General features: G+C 69.5%; 1 protein-coding gene and 1 pseudogene. Both read right to left on the bottom strand.

Annotated features, from left to right (window positions below; all coding sequences use genetic code 11):
- Window positions 1-26 precede the first annotated feature (26 nt).
- The gene (locus BZL64_RS38555) at window positions 27-500 is read right to left on the bottom strand and encodes a carboxymuconolactone decarboxylase family protein (RefSeq protein ID WP_086773539.1); all 474 of its coding nucleotides are present in this window, start codon (window positions 498-500) and stop codon (window positions 27-29) included.
- Between the two features lie 80 nt (window positions 501-580).
- A pseudogene (locus BZL64_RS38550) lies at window positions 581-798 on the bottom strand (MarR family transcriptional regulator); the annotation flags it as partial.

The raw sequence follows: 798 nt of genomic DNA, 5'->3' as shown, positions 1-798 counted from the left end.
TCGTGCGGGCCCGCGGGAGGGTGGGATCAGCCGAACTGTCCCGGCTGGTAGTCGCCGGCGGGCTGCCGGACGATGACGTTCAGCCGGTTGTAGGTGTTGATGACGGCGATCAGGCCGATGAGGGCGACGAGCTGCTCCTCGTCGTAGTACTTGGCGGCGTTCGCCCAGGCCTCGTCGGTGACGCCACCGGCCGCGTCGGCGATACGGGTGCCCTGTTCCGTCAGTTCCAGGGCGGCCCGCTCGGCCTCCGTGAAGACCGTCGCCTCGCGCCAGGCCGCGACCAGGTGGAGACGCTGCGCGCTCTCCCCGGCGTGCGCGGCGTCCTTGGTGTGCATGTCGGTGCAGAATCCGCAGCCGTTGATCTGGCTGGCGCGGATCTTCACCAGCTCCTGCGTCGCCGCAGGCACCGTCGAGTTCGCGATCTCCCTTCCGGCCGAGTTGATGTGCTTCACGAGCTTGGCCGCGAGCGGGCTGCCGAAGAGGTTCAGGCGGGCTTCCATGGTGACTCCCTCTGCCGTGGGTGCGGGCTACACCTCTCTGACGGAGCGGCTCGCCACGGTGTGACACGGGGTGGTGTGACCTACGTCTCGTCGGTGGGGACTCGCTTGTCCCGCAGTTCCTCCCGGTAGGCGTTCGCCAGTGTGGTCGCGCGGGAGAACCAGTCGGTGAGGACGGCGATCTCCTCGGGGGAGTAGTCGGCGAAGAGGGTGTTGAGGCGGGCGTAGTAGGGCTCGTAGAGGGCGTACGCGCGGGCCACGGCGGTGGGTTCGGCGGCCACGCGGACGCGGCGGCGGTCCT

Origin of the sequence: Streptomyces bobili (assembly GCF_002154575.1) — a bacterium.
GTDB lineage: Bacteria > Actinomycetota > Actinomycetes > Streptomycetales > Streptomycetaceae > Streptomyces > Streptomyces bobili.
The sequence above is the reverse complement of the archived record's forward strand: the minus strand, read 5'-3'. Positions and strand labels throughout refer to the sequence as shown.